At 58.9% G+C, this 14,819-nt stretch carries 12 protein-coding genes, 3 tRNA genes and 1 riboswitch; of the genes, 2 read left to right on the forward strand and 13 right to left on the reverse strand.

Annotated elements, in window-relative coordinates; translation table 11 throughout:
* Positions 1 to 57: 57 nt before the first annotated feature.
* Entirely contained in the window at positions 58 to 1,500 is a 1,443-nt protein-coding gene (mgtE, locus tag ACYZT8_RS22270) for a magnesium transporter (protein ID WP_131059681.1), read from the reverse strand.
* A 319-nt stretch (positions 1,501 to 1,819) separates the two neighbouring features.
* Between mgtE and ACYZT8_RS22275 the strand changes: the two genes are divergently transcribed.
* Positions 1,820 to 2,338 (forward strand): cell envelope protein SmpA, encoded by a 519-nt coding sequence (locus ACYZT8_RS22275; protein ID WP_461975979.1) that lies wholly within the window; start codon positions 1,820 to 1,822, stop codon positions 2,336 to 2,338.
* Between the two features lie 19 nt (positions 2,339 to 2,357).
* On the opposite strand, the gene ACYZT8_RS22280 is transcribed toward ACYZT8_RS22275, so the two are convergent.
* The 7 genes from ACYZT8_RS22280 to ltaE all read right to left on the reverse strand — a co-directional run bounded on the left by ACYZT8_RS22280 (position 2,358) and on the right by ltaE (position 8,322).
* A tRNA-Arg gene (locus tag ACYZT8_RS22280) sits at positions 2,358 to 2,434 on the reverse strand.
* Between the two features lie 71 nt (positions 2,435 to 2,505).
* Positions 2,506 to 2,582 (reverse strand) — tRNA-Arg (locus ACYZT8_RS22285).
* A 107-nt stretch (positions 2,583 to 2,689) separates the two neighbouring features.
* Positions 2,690 to 2,780, reverse strand: a tRNA-Ser gene (locus tag ACYZT8_RS22290).
* Positions 2,781 to 2,842: 62 nt separating this feature from the next.
* Positions 2,843 to 3,031 (reverse strand): carbon storage regulator CsrA, encoded by a 189-nt coding sequence (csrA, locus tag ACYZT8_RS22295; protein WP_003178872.1) that lies wholly within the window; start codon positions 3,029 to 3,031, stop codon positions 2,843 to 2,845.
* A 188-nt stretch (positions 3,032 to 3,219) separates the two neighbouring features.
* Complete coding sequence (locus ACYZT8_RS22300) at positions 3,220 to 4,461, reverse strand: aspartate kinase (protein ID WP_008033100.1); 1,242 nt, start codon at positions 4,459 to 4,461, stop codon at positions 3,220 to 3,222.
* 91 nt (positions 4,462 to 4,552) lie between these two features.
* The gene (gene alaS / locus ACYZT8_RS22305; protein WP_461975981.1) at positions 4,553 to 7,171 is read right to left on the reverse strand and encodes an alanine--tRNA ligase; all 2,619 of its coding nucleotides are present in this window, start codon (positions 7,169 to 7,171) and stop codon (positions 4,553 to 4,555) included.
* Between the two features lie 146 nt (positions 7,172 to 7,317).
* Positions 7,318 to 8,322: a low-specificity L-threonine aldolase gene (ltaE, locus tag ACYZT8_RS22310; RefSeq protein ID WP_461975983.1), complete on the reverse strand. Its 1,005-nt coding sequence runs from the start codon at positions 8,320 to 8,322 to the stop codon at positions 7,318 to 7,320.
* 196 nt (positions 8,323 to 8,518) lie between these two features.
* Positions 8,519 to 8,689, forward strand: a riboswitch (FMN riboswitch).
* A 102-nt stretch (positions 8,690 to 8,791) separates the two neighbouring features.
* Here ltaE and ACYZT8_RS22315 point away from each other — a divergent pair.
* Positions 8,792 to 9,301 carry a 6,7-dimethyl-8-ribityllumazine synthase gene (locus ACYZT8_RS22315; protein ID WP_461975985.1) on the forward strand — a complete coding sequence of 170 codons (510 nt, stop codon included), beginning with the start codon at positions 8,792 to 8,794 and terminating at the stop codon, positions 9,299 to 9,301.
* A gap of 167 nt (positions 9,302 to 9,468) precedes the next feature.
* Here the strand turns inward: ACYZT8_RS22315 and astE are convergent, their stop codons facing one another.
* From astE to astA, 5 genes are all read right to left on the reverse strand, one after another.
* Positions 9,469 to 10,479: a succinylglutamate desuccinylase gene (gene astE / locus ACYZT8_RS22320; protein ID WP_461975987.1), complete on the reverse strand. Its 1,011-nt coding sequence runs from the start codon at positions 10,477 to 10,479 to the stop codon at positions 9,469 to 9,471.
* 12 nt (positions 10,480 to 10,491) lie between these two features.
* Positions 10,492 to 10,779, reverse strand: a complete 288-nt coding sequence (locus tag ACYZT8_RS22325; protein ID WP_033056735.1) for a hypothetical protein — start codon at positions 10,777 to 10,779, stop codon at positions 10,492 to 10,494.
* 19 nt (positions 10,780 to 10,798) lie between these two features.
* A complete protein-coding gene (gene astB, locus ACYZT8_RS22330; protein WP_461975989.1) occupies positions 10,799 to 12,145 on the reverse strand; it encodes an N-succinylarginine dihydrolase in 1,347 nt (448 codons plus the stop codon).
* Between the two features lie 162 nt (positions 12,146 to 12,307).
* Positions 12,308 to 13,777 carry a succinylglutamate-semialdehyde dehydrogenase gene (astD, locus tag ACYZT8_RS22335; protein WP_461982588.1) on the reverse strand — a complete coding sequence of 490 codons (1,470 nt, stop codon included), beginning with the start codon at positions 13,775 to 13,777 and terminating at the stop codon, positions 12,308 to 12,310.
* On the reverse strand, positions 13,774 to 14,799 hold the full coding sequence (astA, locus tag ACYZT8_RS22340; RefSeq protein WP_219097186.1) for an arginine N-succinyltransferase: 1,026 nt from the start codon (positions 14,797 to 14,799) through the stop codon (positions 13,774 to 13,776). The genes astD and astA overlap by 4 nt, the downstream gene beginning before the upstream one ends.
* Positions 14,800 to 14,819 lie beyond the last annotated feature (20 nt).

The following is a 14,819-nucleotide window of genomic DNA, read 5'->3' on the forward strand; positions in this document are numbered from 1 at the left end:
GCCTGAAATCTGGCAATAAAAAACCCGCCGGTTGGCGGGTTTTCGAGAACAGGCAAGTCAGAGCAGGAAAATCGTCGCCAACCCCAAGAAGATAAAGAACCCGCCACTGTCGGTCATGGCGGTGATCATCACACTGGCACCCATTGCAGGGTCGCGCCCAAGCCGCGCCAGGGTCATCGGAATCAAAACGCCCATCAACGCCGCAAGCAACAGGTTAAGTGTCATGGCGGCGGTCATCACCACACCCAAGGACCAACTGCCATAAAGCAGATAGGCCACGACACCAATCACGCCGCCCCAGACCAGGCCATTGATCAAACCGACGGCCAGTTCTTTGCGCATCAGTCGTGACGTATTACCGGTGCTTACCTGGTCCAGCGCCATGGCTCGAACGATCATGGTGATGGTCTGGTTGCCCGAGTTGCCACCGATACCGGCCACGATCGGCATCAATGCCGCCAACGCGACCAGTTTTTCGATGGAGCCTTCGAACAGGCCGATCACCCGGGATGCGATGAATGCGGTGATCAGGTTGACCGCCAGCCAGGCCCAACGGTTACGCAGGGATTTCCAGACGGAGGCGAAAATGTCTTCCTCTTCGCGCAGACCCGCCATGTTGAGCACTTCGTTTTCGCTCTCTTCACGGATCAGGTCGACCATTTCATCGATGGTCAGACGGCCGATCAGTTTGCCGTTCTTGTCGACCACAGGCGCCGAGATCAAGTCGTAACGTTCGAAGGCCTGAGCGGCGTCGTAAGCGTCCTCGTCCGGGTGAAAACTCACCGGGTCGCTGGCCATGACTTCCGAAACCTGTTTTTCCGGGTCGTTAACCAGCAAACGTTTGATCGGCAGCACGCCCTTGAGCACGCCGTCGTAGTCGACCACAAACAGTTTGTCGGTGTGGCCCGGCAACTCCTTGAGACGACGCAGGTAACGCAGAACGACTTCGAGACTGACATCCTCACGGATGGTCACCATCTCGAAGTCCATCAGCGCACCGACCTGCTCCTCGTCATAGGACAACGCGGAGCGGACGCGCTCACGCTGTTGACCATCGAGGGTTTCCATCAGCTCGTGGACGACGTCTCGCGGCAGCTCGGAAGCCAGGTCAGCAAGTTCGTCGGCGTCCATGTCCTTGGCCGCAGCCAGGAGCTCGTGATCGTCCATGTCGGCGATCAGGGTTTCACGAACCGAGTCGGATACTTCGAGGAGGATGTCGCCGTCGCGATCAGCCTTGACCAATTGCCAGAGCGTCAGACGATCGTCGAGCGGCAAAGCTTCAAGGATGTAGGCAACGTCGGCGGAGTGCAGATCATCAAGCTTGCGTTGCAGCTCGACGAGGTTTTGCCGGTGAACCAGGTTCTCGACCCGTTCGTGATGCGGACCTTCCTGGCGATGAGTCAGGTCTTCGACCACCCGCTGGCGTTGCAGCAGCTCAACGACTTGAGCGAGGCGGTCCTGCAAGCTTTCCTGCGTTTTCTTTACTTCAACTTCAGACATAGGCGAACTCCACTCCCAGCAGCGGGGCACGCCGGAAGGATCAATCAGTCAATTCATGATTGGAAAAACGGGATACTGAGTAACTACTGGGTAAGTCCATGGAGGTATTCCACAAGCCCCGGCGGGGCTGACGGGCGCAATGATACACCGCCCGACGGTTTTAAACGTTAAAAAATCGTGGCTGAAACAAGCGGTTGCAAGACAAAGCTGAGTGCAGTCCTGATCCCTCCAACTGCGACGACTCATTCTGAAAAGAAAACACACCCCCGTCGAAAAATGTAGCGGCTACCCTGACATGGACCGTCATGGAGGACGTTTGATGCCATCGATTGCTGTTTATTTTTTGTTGTTTGCCCTGCTCTGCCTTTCGCCCCGGTTGCATGCAACCGCCATTCACCGCTGCGAAGCCCCCGACGGTCACGTCACCTTCACTACGTTGAGTTGCACGGAGGGTGAGAGCTTCTCTCGGCAGGATGTGCGCACCTTCATGCTCGGCAACCCGGTAGCGCTCATGCCGGAGGCTGACACCCGGGAAGCACCCGCAACGAAAATCAAAAGGAAGGAACCAACCGTTGTCGGCCAGTCCGAGGACAAGTGTGGAAATTTGATGACTGCCAAGGAGCGTCGTGAAGCAATCATCAATCAACGGATAGTCGCCGGCATGACACAACAGGACGTCGAGAGCGCTCTGGGCAAGCCGGACAAGATCAGTATTCGCAATTCAGCAACGAGCTACCGCTACGACATCAAGCGAGGTCGTAGCGCACACGTCGAGTTCGATGAGAAAGGATGTACCAAGGGAAAAGCCAAATCCCGGACGGCAAAAAGCCCGCGTTAAACGCGGGCTTTTTGGTGTTTGGTGCACTCGACAGGATTCGAACCTGTGACCGCTCGGTTCGTAGCCGAGTACTCTATCCAGCTGAGCTACGAGTGCATTTGTGTTTTTATACCAGATCACAACTGGTTGGAGCCAAGTCATTCACATTGCTGCAAACAACTCTTAAATGGTGCACTCGACAGGATTCGAACCTGTGACCGCTCGGTTCGTAGCCGAGTACTCTATCCAGCTGAGCTACGAGTGCATTTGTTGCCGCGCATTATAGGCCGTCTAATCTCTATGTAAAGCACTTTTTCTAGTAATTTCAAACACTTACCGAAAAAGCTAGATTACAACGTACTACGCAAATAATGGCGGAGAACGGGGGATTCGAACCCCCGACACCCTTTTGAGGTGTACTCCCTTAGCAGGGGAGCGCCTTCGGCCACTCGGCCAGCTCTCCGCAACACGGGGCGTATATTAACCAGCTTCTTCCCCGTTTGCAAACATAAAAAACGATAAAAATTAATGGCTTGGTTCGTCGTCCTTCTCTTTCTTGATCCGCAAGTAGATTTCCTCACGGTGAACAGCAACCTCTTTGGGTGCGTTAACGCCAATACGCACTTGATTTCCTTTGACGCCGAGCACGGTCACGGTGATTTCGCCATCACCAATAATCAGGCTTTCTGCGCACCGACGAGTCAGAATCAGCATACCTTTCTCCTCACGCATTTCATTTCAGGGACAACAGTCTGCAAAAAAAAGGCACTCGACCTACAACCGGAACGATCGCAGCCCTACATGCCTGAGTATTGACCAGCGCGAGCAAAAGAACAGTTCCTGGGTCGCGCTATTCAAAAAAGACAAAGGGCGCGGTCAGACCGCGCCCTTTGGCAAACGCATCACTCGCCCGTTCGGGCCGGTGCGTCCAGTTCGAAAGCCGTGTGCAGAGCGCGCACAGCCAGTTCCAGATACTTCTCTTCGATCACAACGGAGACTTTGATCTCCGACGTCGAGATCATCTGGATGTTGATGCTTTCCTTCGCCAGGGATTCGAACATGCGGCTGGCCACGCCTGCGTGGGAACGCATGCCGACGCCGACGATCGAGACCTTGGCGATCTTGATGTCACCCACCACTTCACGGGCACCGATCTCACGAGCGGTGTTTTCCAGCACGGTTTGTGCGGCCTGGAAGTCATTGCGGTGCACGGTGAAGGTGAAGTCGGTGGTGTTATCGTGCGCAACGTTCTGCACGATCATGTCGACTTCGATGTTCGCGGCACTGATCGGGCCGAGAATCTTGAATGCAACGCCCGGGGTGTCTGGCACGCCACGGATGGTCAGCTTGGCTTCATCGCGATTGAAAGCGATGCCGGAAATGATCGGCTGTTCCATGGTTTCCTCTTCATCAATAGTAATGAGGGTGCCCGGACCCTCCTTGAAGCTGTGCAGTACGCGCAGCGGAACGTTGTACTTGCCGGCGAATTCCACCGCACGGATCTGCAACACCTTGGAACCGAGGCTGGCCATTTCCAGCATCTCTTCAAAGGTAATCTTGTCCAGGCGCTGGGCCACGGACACCACACGCGGGTCGGTGGTGTAGACGCCATCGACATCGGTGTAGATCTGGCATTCGTCAGCCTTCAAGGCTGCTGCCAGCGCCACGCCGGTGGTGTCGGAACCGCCACGACCGAGGGTAGTGATGTTGCCGTGCTCGTCGACGCCCTGGAAACCGGCGACAACCACCACACGACCTGCCTTCAGATCACCGCGAATCTTCTGGTCATCAATCTGCAAGATACGCGCTTTATTGTGCGCGCTGTCCGTCAGAATCCGCACCTGGTTGCCGGTGTACGACACCGCTGGCACGCCGCGCTTGATCAGCGCCATGGCCAACAGTGCAATCGTCACCTGCTCGCCCGTGGAAACGATCACATCCAGCTCACGCGGAACCGGTTGGCCGTCGCCACTGATTTGCTTGGCCAGATCGATCAGACGGTTGGTTTCGCCGCTCATTGCCGACAGGACAACCACCAGGTCGTCGCCGGCATCGCGGAATTTCTTAACCTTGTCGGCGACCTGCTCGATTCTCTCGACAGTGCCGACTGAGGTGCCTCCAAATTTCTGTACGATCAAAGCCATTTCAAAGCCGCCTCTGCCCATGAAGGGCGCCCAAATAATCACTCAAACAGCGCATCGGTCCGCCACTAGACTGCGGGCCGGACACTCTGCCTTATAAACCCTGCTCTACAAATGGAACAGTCAGGGCCAGTGCCGCATCCAGTGCGCCAGCGTCAGTACCACCGCCTTGCGCCATGTCTGGACGACCACCGCCCTTCCCGCCCACTGCCGCAGCGGCTTGCTTCATCAAATCACCGGCTTTGAGTTGGCCAGTCAGGTCTTTGGTTACGCCTGCAACCAGAACGACCTTTTCCTCATGGACACTGCCGAGCAGGATCACTGCGCGGCCGAGTTTGTTTTTCAGCTGATCGACCAGCGCCAGCAGCGCCTTGCCGTCCTGACCGTCCAGACGCACGGCCAGCACTTTCACGCCTTTGACGTCCAGCGCGGAAGCCGACAGATCGTCGCCCGCCGCACTGGCCGCCTTGGCCTGCAACTGCTCGAGTTGCTTCTCCAGCAGACGGTTGCGCTCCAGCACAGCCGACAGCTTGTCGATCAGGTTGTCGCGGCTGCCCTTGACCAGGTTGGCCGCTTCCTTGAGTTGTTCTTCTGCAGCGTTCAAGTAAGCCAGTGCCGCGGCACCGGTGACTGCCTCGATACGACGCACACCAGAGGCCACACCGCCTTCGCTGATGATTTTCAGCAGGCCGATGTCGCCGGTACGGTTGGCGTGGATGCCACCGCACAGCTCGACGGAGAAATCACCGCCCATGCTCAGCACGCGCACGTTGTCGCCGTACTTCTCGCCAAACAGCGCCATGGCGCCTTTTTGTTTGGCGGTTTCGATGTCGGTTTCTTCGGTTTCAACGGCGGAGTTCTTGCGAATCTCGGCGTTGACGATGTCTTCCAGGGCTTTCAGTTGCTCAGGCTTGATGGCTTCGAAGTGGCTGAAGTCAAAGCGCAGGCGCTGACTGTCGACCAGCGAGCCTTTCTGCTGGACGTGATCGCCCAGCACCTGACGCAACGCGGCGTGCAGCAAGTGAGTCGCCGAGTGGTTCAGCGAGGTCGCATGGCGCACGTCGGCTTCAACGTGGGTTTCAACCGGCGAGCCGATGGTCAGGCTACCCGATGCCAACACGCCGTGGTGCAGGAACGCGCCGCCGGTCTTGGTGGTGTCACGCACGTCGAAACGGCCGTTGCTCGATTGCAGATAACCGCAATCGCCGATCTGGCCGCCGGACTCAGCGTAGAACGGCGTCTGATCGAGAACGACCACGCCTTCTTCGCCTTCACTCAATACGTCGACCGACTGGCCTTCTTTATAGAGGGCGACAATTTTCGCCGAACCACTGGTGGCCTTGTAGCCGGTGAACTCAGTGGCCACGTCAACCTTGACCAGCGTGTTGTAGTCCAGACCGAACGAGCTGGCCGAACGCGCGCGAACACGCTGGGCTTCCATCTCACGCTCGAAACCGGCTTCGTCGACGGTCAGGTTGCGTTCGCGGGCGATGTCCGCAGTCAGGTCCATCGGGAAACCGTAGGTGTCGTAGAGTTTGAACACCACGTCGCCCGGCACCACAGTGCCTTTGAGTTCCAGCAGGTCCTGCTCGAGAATCTTCAGGCCATGCTCCAAAGTCTTGGAGAACTGCTCTTCTTCGGCCTTGAGCACGCGTTCGATGTTGCTCTGCTGCTTCCTGAGTTCAGGGAAAGCTTCGCCCATCTCGGCGACCAGCGCCGCGACGATTTTGTAGAAGAAGCTGCCGGTCGCGCCCAGCTTGTTGCCATGGCGGCACGCGCGACGAATGATCCGGCGCAGCACGTAGCCACGGCCTTCGTTGGACGGCAGCACGCCGTCAGCAATCAGGAAACCGCACGAACGGATGTGGTCGGACACAACTTTCAGCGAAGACTGATCGCCATTTTCGCAGCCGATTGCCTCGGCCGATGCGCTCAGCAGGTTCTTGAACAGGTCGATGTCATAGTTGGAGTTGACGTGCTGCATCACCGCACTGATCCGCTCCAGGCCCATTCCGGTATCCACCGACGGCGCTGGCAACGGATGCAACACGCCATCGGCGGTGCGGTTGAACTGCATGAACACGTTGTTCCAGATCTCGATGTAACGGTCGCCGTCTTCTTCCGGCGAGCCCGGTGGGCCGCCCCAGATGTGGTCGCCGTGATCGTAGAAAATCTCGGTGCATGGGCCGCATGGGCCGGTATCGCCCATGGTCCAGAAGTTGTCGGACGCGTAAGGCGCGCCTTTGTTGTCGCCGATACGGATCATGCGCTCGGCTGGCACACCGATTTGCTGGGTCCAGATGTCATACGCTTCGTCGTCCGAGGCGTAGACAGTGACCCAGAGTTTTTCCTTGGGCAGCTTCAGGACACCGGTCAGAAACGTCCAGGCGAAGGTAATCGCATCGTGCTTGAAATAGTCACCGAAGCTGAAGTTACCGAGCATTTCAAAAAACGTGTGGTGACGAGCGGTATAACCGACGTTTTCCAGGTCACTGTTCTTGCCACCGGCACGCACGCATTTCTGGCTGCTGGTCGCACGGGTGTACGCACGTTTTTCCTGGCCCAGGAAGCAGTCCTTGAACTGGTTCATCCCCGCGTTAGTGAACAGCAGGGTTGGGTCGTTGCCCGGAATCAAAGAGCTGGAGGCTACACGGGTGTGGCCTTGCTCTTCGAAGAAGCGAAGGAAGGCTTCACGGATTTCTGCGCTTTTCATTAGGTTCTTCCACGGAGGCTGCGGCCAAAGGCCTGTGCGAAACGTCAACAGACGAAGCGACGGCAAAGGGCCGCATTATATCGGCCCAGCGCGCGGGGTACAGCGTGTTTATACGATAGAAACGGTCAATTGGACGGCTAACGCTGTCAGTTGCGTGAAAACTCGACGAATGTCGCGACGACCTGCTCGATTTGAGCGCGGCTGACGTCCATGTGCGTGACCATCCGCAGCCGTCCGGCAGCACTCAATTTAATGCCACGCTCGGCCGCAAAGGCCTTGATCGCCTCGGCCTTGTCGCCCATCTGCACGTAAACCATGTTGGTCTGCACCGGTTCGACTCGGTAACCGGCCTTTTGCAGTCCGTCGGCCAGAAATTGCGCGTTGGCGTGATCGTCGGCCAAACGCTGAACGTTGTTGTCCAGCGCATAGAGCCCCGCCGCCGCCAAAAGACCTGCCTGGCGCATGCCGCCACCGACCATTTTGCGCAGGCGGCGAGCCTTGCCGATCAACTCTGCCGAGCCGCACAACACCGAACCGATCGGTGCACCCAGGCCTTTGGACAAGCAGACCGAGACCGAATCGAAGTGCTGAGTGATCTCGCTAGCATCAACACCCAACTTGACGGCTGCGTTGTAGAGCCGAGCGCCATCAAGGTGCAGCTGCAACCCATATTCACGAGTAAAGCTGCGCGCCCGCGCGAGATACTCCAGCGGCAGGACTTTGCCCTGCATGGTGTTTTCCAGCGCCAGCAGCCGTGTACGGGCGAAATGGAAGTCGTCCGGTTTGATCGCGGCGGCAACCTGCGCCAGGTCCAGCGAGCCGTCGGCCTGCACTTCCAGCGGTTGCGGCTGGATCGAACCGAGCACCGCCGCGCCGCCACCTTCGTACTTATACGTGTGCGCCTGCTGGCCGACGATGTATTCCTCACCACGCTCGCAATGAGCCATCAGGCCCAGCAGGTTGCTCATGGTGCCTGTCGGCACAAACAAAGCAGCGGCAAAACCCAGCCTTTTTGCCAGTTCGGCTTCCAGACGATTGACCGTCGGATCCTCGCCATAGACGTCGTCACCGGTGGCCGCACTGGCCATCGCGTCGAGCATCTCGGCGGTCGGTTGGGTAACGGTGTCGCTGCGAAGATCGATAACGCTCATGAATCTGGCCTCGGTAAGCAGGGAAAATCCCTTTCAGTCAGGAATTACTGAGGTCATGACGACGATTAATCAACCCCGGACGAAGGAAAAGACTTGTCGAGTGAGCGAAAAAGTCGATAGCAATCATCAGATAGCAGCAATGCACGGCTCGGAAATTTGTGTTAAAAACGCTTCGCCGCCAGACAATCTGGCGGCAAAACGTTCTCAGGGCGGGGTGCAACTCCCCACCGGCGGTAATTGCGCGCAATGCGCATAGCCCGCGAGCGCTTGGTGACAGCACGGCTTCGGCGGTGACTGGCGGCAAGGTCAGCAGACCCGGTGTGATCCCGGGGCCGACGGTCATAGTCCGGATGAAGAGAGAACGGGATTGGCACCAAAGGGCCGTCCGCGGGCATTCGTGCGAGCGTGCGTACCCTTAAATCCCATTCGATTCATATGCCCTGTTTTTTTCATAAACAGGAGTCAGAACATGCAACCCACCGCAATCGATAGCAAAAGCAAACACCATCAGGGCGAGCGCGTTGCGTTCATCCAGGCCTGCTGGCACAAGGAAATCGTTGATCAGAGCCGTAAAGGCTTTGTTGCCGAGATGATTGCTCAGGGTTATCAGGAATCCGACATCGATTTCTTCGAAGTCGGCGGCGCCTTTGAAATGCCCTTGCATGCCAAGTTGCTGGCCAAGACCGGCCGTTATGCCGGTATTGTCGCGGCAGCCCTGGTGGTGGACGGCGGGATCTACCGTCACGAATTCGTCGCCCAGTCAGTGGTCAGTGGCCTGATGCAGGTTCAATTGGAAACCGAAGTGCCGGTGTTCTCGGTGTCCCTGACCCCGCACCACTTCCATGCCGGCGAAGAGCATCAGAAGTTCTTCTTCGAGCATTTCGTGCACAAAGGTCAGGAAGCAGCGAAGACCTGTGCGGATACGCTGCACAAGATGCGGGCGTTGCGTCGCAGTGAGCCACGCGCGGTAGCCGTCTAAAACAAAAAACCCTGTGGTTTGGGTGAGGTCCAGGGCTTTACTCAAACCCTGTGGGAGCGGGCTTGCCCGCGATGGCGGTGTGTCAGTCACCCTATACATCGACTGATAGTCCGCTATCGCGGGCAAGCCCGCTCCCACAGGGATTTATGTTGCGTTTGAGGTCCGGGTCAGGCGAGGTTTTCGTCGGTGGTCGGCACGATCAGGATGCCGGCGCGCAGGCCGTTTTTGACTTTGGGGTTCGGGAAGATGATCCGGGCGCCCTTCTCTTCGATGACCCAGCGGGTCTGGGCGATGTCTTCGGCCAGCACGTAACCCACGTCCAATTCCGAAAAGTTCTCGATGTCGGCCGGCAGGTTCAGGCGGAAGCTGTCGCTGTGCTTGATGATTTCCCGCGCCACACTAAACAACTGCAAACCGTCCAGGCCTTCATCAGTCACCGCTGGCTCGTTGCCTTCGATGATCTGTTTGAGGCGGGTTTCAAGCAGCGAGACGTTAACCCCCTCGTTCTGCCCAAACGGCCGCGCCTTGCCCAGTTCAAGGGTGAAAGACTCGGCGCCCAGCTTGTCGTAGGTGTAGGAGCTGAAAACGATGGACGGCTTGTTCTGCAACAGCACCGCTTCCATGCCGGCGGCACGCAAGCGGGTCAACTCCAGGCGTGAATGCTGGCGCCCTTCTTTCCAGGGATACAACGCGAACTGCTCGATTTTCGAGCCGCGAATCGCGGTGTGCAGGTCGTAGTGGAGTCGGTTGCGGTCCGGCAGGCTGAAAAAACTTGCCGCCAGTCGCTCAAGTTCACAGGCGCGCAGGGCCTCTGAGCCACTGGTTTGTTCGTGACGGCCGTTGAACAGCCGATTGACGTCCTGCTCAATGAAACGCTCGCCTTTGCGGATCGCTTCCGGGTTGCCGAACAGGAACAGAATACGTGCGCGCGGCTTCAAGTCGCCGCGGGCGATGTCATGCAACAGGCGATCGAGCAGCTCGATCGGCGCTGTTTCGTTGCCGTGGATACCGGCCGATAGCAGCAGGTCCAGGCCGTTGTCGCGAGCTTCAGGTGGCCGGACTTCCAGCGCACCTTCGCTCAACCAGCGCATGCGCACGCCTTCGACAGTCAGTTGAGTCTTCTCCGCCGGTTCGCGGCCGGCGAGGGTCAGTTCAAGCAGTTTGCCGAGGGCGAGCATAGAGCGGTTTCCTTAGTGGTCGTGTGCGCAATCCGGGCCGTGCACGTGGTCTTCGTCGCCGACTTCAGCCGGTTCCATTTCCAGTTGCAGACTTACCAGATTAGTCGCCAATGGGCGCAGCAGCAGGTTGGCGTATTCAGCGTCACCCTCCTCAACGTCCACGCCGATCAGCAGTTGGCCGCGGCCGTCCTGCTGGATCCACAGCTCTTTGCCTTGCCACATGACCGCGACGCGGGTGCAGGAGGTTTCCAGTTGCGTGCCGTCGGTGTCTTCAAGGATCAGCTGCAGGGTATCGCTCATGTTTTTACGCTCTCGACGTTCAATTGATCTGGAATGGATAAACCGCGCCCAGTTTAAGGATTTGCGTCAGTTCATCCAGTGCCGTCCGGCACTCAAGCAGCAATTGCGGGTCCGCAAGATCGTTTTCGGTCATGCGGTCGCGGTAGTGCTTGTCGACCCATTCGGTCAACGTGCCGTACAACGGTGCCGTCATGATAACCCCTGGGTTGACGGCCGCCAGTTCGGTTTCATTCAGTGCGACACGCAACCGCAGGCAAGCCGGGCCACCGCCGTTCTGCATGCTCTGCTTCAAATCGAAAACCTTCACTTCGCGGATCAGGCCGCCGGAGCTGGTCAGGCCCTGCAAGTACTGCCAGACGCGCTCGTTGCCACGGCACTCTTCCGGCACGATCAACAGCATCGAACCGTCAGGACGGGTCAGCAACTGGCTGTTGAACAGGTAGGACCGAACGGCATCTTCGACGGTTACGGCCGAACGCGGTACGCAGACTGACTGGAATTTCCCACCGAATTTTGCGAGTTTGCCCTGCAGTTCAGCGAGCATCTGGTCGGTGTCGAGGAACGCGTCCTCGTGATAGAACAGGACCTCGCCGTTACCCACCGCAATCACGTCGTTATGGAACACACCCTGATCGATCACCGAAGGGTTCTGCTGGGCGTAGACCACGCCGTCATCGCTCAAGCCGTGCAGGCGAGCAACCGCTTGAGACGCTTCGAGGGTCTGGCGCGCCGGGTACTTCTGCGGTGCCGGGTAGCGGGTGTCGAACGCACTGCGACCGAACACGAAGAACTCGACGCCGGCTTCACCATATTCACGGCAGAAACGGGTGTGGTTGGCTGCACCTTCATCGCCGAACTGTGCCACTGCCGGTAACGCGGCGTGGTGCGCGAAGTGCTTCTGGTCAGCGAACATCGCCCCCAGCACGCGGCTGGTGGTCGGGTGTTCGATGCTGCGGTGGTATTTGCAATTGAGGTTGGCGGCGGTGAAATGCACACGACCATCAGCCGTGTCGGCGCTCGGGCTGACCGTGGCGGCGTTGGCCACCCACATGCTCGACGCCGAGCAACTGGCGACCAGCAATGGCATTGCGTCTTTGGCGGCTTGTTCGATCACTTGCGCGTCGGTACCGCTGAATCCCAGGCGACGCAGGGCTGCAACGTCTGGACGTTCCTGGGGTGCCAGAACGCCTTGTTGGAAGCCCATTTCCATCAGCGCTTTCATTTTCGCCAGGCCTTGCAGCGCAGCTTCCTTCGGGTTCGAAGACTGCTGGCTGTTGCTCTGGGACGCGACGTTGCCGTAGGACAAACCGCCGTAGTTATGGGTCGGCCCCACTAGACCGTCAAAATTGACTTCATAGGATTTCATCAGCGAGGCTCCACGAGAATCTGTTGTTATAGGCATCAGTAACTATTCAGTAAGACCGCGTCGCGGCCATCGCTGGCAAGCCAGCTCCCACAGATTCCACAGTGTTCACAGATTTTGTGTTCGACTCGGACCTTGTGGGAGCGGGCTTGCCCGCGATTGGCATCACGCCATTTTTACGCCGGGCGTGAGGGTCGCTGGCAAGGTCAAGCTCGGCGTTTCCAGCGAGGCCACCGGGTACGCGCAGTAATCTGCCGCGTAGTAGGCGCTGGCGCGGTGGTTGCCCGAGGCGCCGACGCCGCCGAATGGCGCGCTGCTCGCGGCACCGGTCAGCTGCTTGTTCCAGTTGACGATGCCGGCACGGCTTTCCAGCCAGAACTGCTGATAACGTGCTTCGGAATCCGACAGCAACCCAGCCGCGAGGCCATATTCAGTGTCGTTGGCTTCAGCGATCGCCGCTTCAAAATCAGCGTAGCGGATCACTTGCAGCAGCGGACCGAACAGCTCTTCGTCAGGACGATCGACAACGGCCGTCATGTCCAGAATACCCGGGGTCAGCAACGCGGCTTGTGCCTGAGGCTGAGTCATTTCCAGCAGCGCCACGGCGCCATTGGCCAGGAAATGTTCCTGCGCATCCATCAGCGCTTTTGCCGCGCCGAGGGAAATCACCGAGCCCATGAACGGCGCTGGTTGCTGATCAAATGCACCGACTTCAATCGTCGCACTGACCGCCACCAGACGCGCCAGCAACGTGTCGCCCCAGGCGCCCTGCGGTACCAGCAAGCGACGGGCACAGGTGCAACGTTGGCCGGCGGAAATGAATGCCGACTGGATGATGGTGTAAACGGCAGCATCGAGGTCTGCGACCTGATCCACCACCAGCGGATTGTTACCGCCCATCTCCAGCGCGAGGATCTTGTCCGGACGACCGGCGAATTGCTGGTGCAGGTGATTGCCGGTGCGGCTCGATCCGGTGAAGAACAAACCGTCGATGCCCGGGTTCGCCGCCAGGGCGATACCGGTTTCGCGAGCGCCTTGCAGCAGGTTCAACACGCCCGCTGGCAGGCCGGCTTCGATCCAGCATTTAACCGTGAGCTCGGCGACTTTCGGGGTCAGTTCGCTTGGCTTGAACAACACGCTGTTACCGGCCAGCAGCGCCGGCACGATATGACCGTTCGGCAAATGGCCCGGGAAGTTGTAAGGACCGAACACCGCCACCACGCCGTGTGGCTTGTGGCGCAGTACGGCGGTGGCATCGCCCAGCGGGCCGCTCTTCTCGCCGGTACGTTCGCGGTAGCTCTGCACCGAAATCGCAATCTTGTTGACCATGCTGGTCACTTCAGTCGCCGCTTCCCACAACGGTTTACCGGTTTCCTCACCAATGGTGCGGGCCAGTTCGTCAGCGTGGTTCTTCAGCGCGGCGGCAAAGGCCTCAAGTACAACAATGCGCTCTTCCAGGGTACGACGGGCCCAGCCCGGGAACGCCTGACGTGCAGCCTGCACGGCCGACTCGACCTGAGCGGTGGTAGCGCCTTCGCCGGTCCACAGCACTTGCTGGGTCACCGGGTTCAGCGACTGGAACGCTTCGCCCTGACCGGCCAGCCATTCACCTGCAATGTATAGCGAATTCATTATTTCGACTCCCTGGCAGCAGACAACGGAACGGCGCGCACTTGATCGCCGGCGTTGAGTTGAAGACGTTTGGCGGTCAGCGGATCGACGACCAGCGTGCCGGCGGCGAAGCGTGCTGGCGCGGCAGTGATCCGGCAGTCTTCGCGTTTGCGGTTGTGAATCAGGAACGGTGTAGCGTCATCACCCGGCGTGCCGATGGCCAACACCAGTGCCTGGCTGTCGCGCACGGCGCGGATCTTGCCGGTTTCGCACTCGACCGCTGGGCCGGCGTCAAAAATGTCGACATAGCCTTGGTAGCTGAAACCTTCGCTCTTGAGCATGGCCAGCGCCGGCTCGGTGTCCGGGTGAACCTGGCCGATGACATTGCGCGCGTCTGGCGACAGGAAGCAGGTGTACAGCGGGAACTTTGGCATCAGTTCGGCGATGAACGCCTTGTTGCCCACGCCCGTCAGGTAGTCAGCCTGGCTGAATTCCATCTTGAAGAAATGACGACCCAGGCTTTCCCAGAATGGCGAGCGCCCGGCTTCGTCGGACACGCCGCGCATCTCGGCAATGATCTTGTTGCCAAACAGCTGCGAGAACTCGGCGATGAACAGCATCCGCGCTTTGGCCAGCATGCGGCCGTTGAGGCCCGTGCGGTAATCGGCGTGCAGGAACAGCGAGCACAATTCGGAGTTGCCGGTCAGGTCGTTGGCCAGGAACAGCGTCGGGATCTCGCGGTAGATGTTCAGCTCTTGCGAGGCGCTGACGGTCAGGCCAACCCGGAAGTTGTACCAAGGCTCACGCAGGCCGACGGCGCCGGCAATGGCGGAAATGCCCACCACGCGGCCGTCATCGTCTTCGAGTACGAACAGGTAGTCCGCATCGCCCCGCCCGGCTTCGCCACGGAAGGTCTTCTCGGCCCAGCCGACCCGATGGGCCAGACGTTCTTCGTTGGCCGGCAACGTGGTCAGGCCGGTGCCGGTGCTGCGGGCCAGGTCGATCAGAGCGGGTAAATCGCTGCTGCGTACGGGACGAACGATCATGCTATCTCCTCAAACGGGCC

The organism is Pseudomonas sp. LB3P93 (genome assembly GCF_054898025.1).

Bases quoted from the DNA above. Each gene is read 5' to 3' on its own strand.
- mgtE (WP_131059681.1), bottom strand. From the start codon at position 1,500: ATGTCTGAAGTTGAAGTAAAGAAAACGCAGGAAAGCTTGCAGGACCGC.
- ACYZT8_RS22275 (WP_461975979.1), top strand. From the start codon at position 1,820: ATGCCATCGATTGCTGTTTATTTTTTGTTGTTTGCCCTGCTCTGCCTT.
- csrA (WP_003178872.1), bottom strand. From the start codon at position 3,031: ATGCTGATTCTGACTCGTCGGTGCGCAGAAAGCCTGATTATTGGTGAT.
- ACYZT8_RS22300 (WP_008033100.1), bottom strand. From the start codon at position 4,461: ATGGCTTTGATCGTACAGAAATTTGGAGGCACCTCAGTCGGCACTGTC.
- alaS (WP_461975981.1), bottom strand. From the start codon at position 7,171: ATGAAAAGCGCAGAAATCCGTGAAGCCTTCCTTCGCTTCTTCGAAGAG.
- ltaE (WP_461975983.1), bottom strand. From the start codon at position 8,322: ATGAGCGTTATCGATCTTCGCAGCGACACCGTTACCCAACCGACCGCC.
- ACYZT8_RS22315 (WP_461975985.1), top strand. From the start codon at position 8,792: ATGCAACCCACCGCAATCGATAGCAAAAGCAAACACCATCAGGGCGAG.
- astE (WP_461975987.1), bottom strand. From the start codon at position 10,479: ATGCTCGCCCTCGGCAAACTGCTTGAACTGACCCTCGCCGGCCGCGAA.
- ACYZT8_RS22325 (WP_033056735.1), bottom strand. From the start codon at position 10,779: ATGAGCGATACCCTGCAGCTGATCCTTGAAGACACCGACGGCACGCAA.
- astB (WP_461975989.1), bottom strand. From the start codon at position 12,145: ATGAAATCCTATGAAGTCAATTTTGACGGTCTAGTGGGGCCGACCCAT.
- astA (WP_219097186.1), bottom strand. From the start codon at position 14,799: ATGATCGTTCGTCCCGTACGCAGCAGCGATTTACCCGCTCTGATCGAC.